Source organism: Mycobacterium sp. (assembly GCF_032162605.1).
In the GTDB taxonomy this organism is placed as follows: Bacteria; Actinomycetota; Actinomycetes; order Mycobacteriales; family Mycobacteriaceae; genus Mycobacterium.
Genome location: NZ_JAVROT010000434.1, coordinates 1 through 3,389, shown reverse-complemented (window position 1 = coordinate 3,389; position 3,389 = coordinate 1). Strand labels below are relative to the sequence as shown.

The window sequence follows — 3,389 nt, the reverse complement described above, 5'->3', positions numbered from 1 at the left end:
CGTTGCTCCACGTCGCGGTGTAGCTGTTGTCTGGAATCTCGTTGCGCTGCATGTCTTCCTTTGTGTTGATGGAGGCGTCAGCCATCGACGGACGTCGGCACGGGCTGCGCGACGGTCTGCTCCGTTGCGCGGGGCGTTGACTGTCGTGCTCGCTGGGGGAGCAGTCCCGCGACGACGACCGCCGCGCCAAGGGCGATGCCAGCGCAGACCAACGACCCGACCCGAAGGCCGTCGAGGAATGCATGGTTGACGGCATGGCGGACGTCGGCGATGCGCCCGGCAGGCAGCTGCCCGATGACCTCGTACGCGGCGGCCATCGACCGTTCCATCGCGGAGCGGACATCGGCGGGCAGCGCCGCCAACGCCGAATCGGAGCCGAGCCGACTCGAGTACACCGATGCGAAGACGCTGCCAACGATCGCCACCCCGAGGGTGCCACCCAGTTCCCGGGTGGTGTCGTTGACGGCCGAGCCAACCCCGGCCTTATCGGCGTTGAGCGAACCCATGATCGCCTCGGTGGCCGGTGCAATCGTGAGCCCGAGACCGCCACCGAGGAGCAGCATCTGCAGGGCGATCTGGGTGTACGGCGCGTTCGCGTCGACGGTGGACGCCCAGCCCAACCCGGTCGCGAAGATCGCCATGCCCCCGGCCACGACTGCCGTGGTGCCGACTCTGTCGACCATTCGTGGTCCGAGGATGCTGGCGAGCGCGATCGAGACGGCGACCGGGAGCAACCGCACACCGGCCTCGAATGCGCTGTAGGCCTTGACGAATTGGAAGTACTGGGTGATCACGAAGATGAATCCGAAGAGGGTCAGGAAGCCCGCGGTCACTGCCAAGCTGCCACCGGAGAACCGTCGGTCCGCGAACACCGACACGTCGAGTATCGGATGTGCGCTGCGCCGCTCCCACAGCGCAAACCCGGCAAGGACGAGGACCGCCGCTGCGAAACCCGCCATAGTTCGCGCACTGCTCCACCCCCAGTTGGGGGCTTCGATGACGGTGTAGACGAGGGCGGTCACCCCAATCGAGGACAGAATCAAACCGGGCACATCGACGGGCGGGGTCGCCGGGTCGCGCGACGTCGGGACGAACAGCAGCCCTCCCACGATCGCCACCGCGGCGACCGGAACGTTGACCAGAAAGATCGATCCCCACGAGAAGTGTTGCAGCAGCCAGCCGCCGGTAATCGGTCCGGCGGCCACACCGACGCCCACCATCGCGGCCCACAATCCGATCGCCTTGGCCCGTGCCACCGGGTCGGTGAAGATATTCGTGATCAGTGCCAGGGTTGTCGGGAAGATCACCGCGGCACCAACGCCCATGGCGGCCCGCGCCGCGATGAGGGCGTCCGCCGAGTTCACCTGCGCCGCGACGGCGGAGGTAATCGCAAAGAGCGCAAGGCCAGCACTGAGCCACCCACGTCGGCCGTACCGGTCGCTCAGGCTGCCCACCGACAACAACAGACCGGCCATGACCAGGGTGTAGGCGTCCACGATCCATTGCAGCTGCGCGGTGTCGGCGGCCAGGGCGCGCGACAGCGTCGGCAGAGCGACGTTGACGATGGTGGCGTCGACGCTGATGACGAAGACCGAAAGGCAGATGACGGCAAGCGCAGCGACCGGACGATGGCGGAACACAGGGAGGCGAGGGCAAGTACGCATGAACATGACTGTAAGCTATATAGACAAAGAACTAAAGTACTAAGACGGTAATATTGTCTATCTGGTAGAGTTCCAGTATGTCCGCGCGAAAGAGCTACAACCAGAACTGCCCTATCGCCAGGGGTCTTGACGTACTGGGCGACCGGTGGACGTTGCTGATCCTGCGCGAGCTGCTCGGAGGCCCGCGCCGCTACAGCGACCTGCGCGCCGAGTTACCCGGCATCGCAACCAACCTGCTGGCCCAGCGGCTCCGGGAACTCGAACATGCCGGAATCGTCGACCGCGCCGAGCTACCGGCTCCGGTCGCCCGCACTGTCTACACCCTCAGCGACGTTGGCTGGGGGCGGGTACTGCCCATCCTGCAGGCCATCGCGTGGTTCGGCCTGGACCGCATCGACCCGATCGACCCCGGTCCGGCATCGCCCTTGAACGGCTTTCTCGCCGGAATCCTGCTGGCCTTCGACCCAGCCGCCGCCATCGAGCTGAATGCGTCGTACCGTGTCGAAATCGACGGACGTGCTTTCGAATTCGCGGTACAACAGGGAAGCCTCGCAGCCGCCCACGGCGAGCCGGCGGTAACGGTAACCGCGACCGCCGCGGATCTCGTCACCGGCCGCCTGGGGTCCACCGAGGCCAAGCGCAAGTCGGCCCTACGCCGGATGAAGTTCACGGGCGACCAAGACAGCGTCGAGGCGCTGCGCACGGTCTTCCGGCTGACCGATGCTCATCTGCTGACGTGAAGCAACTCGATTCGGACTCGCCCTCACGAACAGATGGTGGGTTGCCGAAGATGTACTGCACCCCCTCGCTCGAAAGTATTTCGAGCAAGCCGTCGGCGCCGCGTCGCGCGTCGACCTCTCCCACTTCCGAGATAACGTTATCCATCGGTCTTTCCTTTGGCCGCGTACTGGCGATTCATCGCCGCGGTGATGATCCCGTCACGGGTGACCGGTGATTTGCTCGCCGGGATGTGGCAGGTGCTCTCACGGGGGTTCGGCGCTGTTCCTCGGAGTCTGTTGTGGGACCACGAGTCTGGCATAAGGCAACGAGGCCGTCTGGCGCAGGGAGCGGCGGGGTTCTGTGGGGTGTTGGGGACCCGGCTAATCCAGGCCCGACCCTATGCCCCCGAAACCAAGGGCGTCGTCGAGCGAGCCAACGGCTATCACGGGTCGTCGTTTCTGCCGGGTCGCACGTTCGCCTCGCCGGCGGCCCCGACTACGGGCACGACCGTGACGACACGGTTGGGCGGCGACTACGACGTGAGCATCGGCGCCAACGCCTACTCAGTGCAGCCGGAAGCGATCGGGCGGATGATGACGGTGACCGCCTCCCTGGACCGGGTAGTGGCCCGCTGCGCAGACCGTGTCGTTGCCGACCATGAAAGGCTCTGGGGCACAGCCGGATTAGTCTCAGACCCCGATCACGTCAGGGCTGCATCAATCCTGCGGCAACAGTATCTGCACCGACGAACCGGCACCAACGACCATGTGGAGGTCGAGGTCCAGGTCGCCGATCTCGGTGCCTATGACGCGGTATTCGGGACCGGGGAGGTTGCCTGATGGCCACCACCAAACGCACGCCCGTGTCGTGGATGGGTTGGGTTTAGGCGGCGTTGGTGTCATGACGGTCCGGGAGTCCGCTAGGGGATCTGCGGGAGATCGAACATGGTGACCAGGGCGGGATCTTCGAATACGACGATGCGGGTGATGCCGGTGGCAGTGACGG

General features: G+C 65.5%; 2 protein-coding genes and 1 pseudogene. 2 read left to right on the top strand and 1 reads right to left on the bottom strand.

Going from position 1 to position 3,389, the window contains the following annotated elements; translation table 11 throughout:
• Positions 1-77: 77 nt before the first annotated feature.
• A complete protein-coding gene (locus QOI01_RS24295) occupies positions 78-1,664 on the bottom strand; it encodes an MFS transporter (RefSeq protein WP_526385503.1) in 1,587 nt (528 codons plus the stop codon).
• 77 nt (positions 1,665-1,741) lie between these two features.
• Here QOI01_RS24295 and QOI01_RS24290 point away from each other — a divergent pair, with 77 nt between their 5' ends.
• Together QOI01_RS24290 and QOI01_RS24285 are read left to right on the top strand one after the other, a co-directional pair.
• Positions 1,742-2,404, top strand: coding sequence for a winged helix-turn-helix transcriptional regulator (locus QOI01_RS24290; protein WP_526385501.1), 663 nt, complete (start codon positions 1,742-1,744; stop codon positions 2,402-2,404).
• Positions 2,405-2,542: 138 nt separating this feature from the next.
• Positions 2,543-3,223: pseudogene (locus tag QOI01_RS24285) on the top strand (Mu transposase domain-containing protein); the annotation flags it as partial.
• Positions 3,224-3,389: the final 166 nt, after the last annotated feature.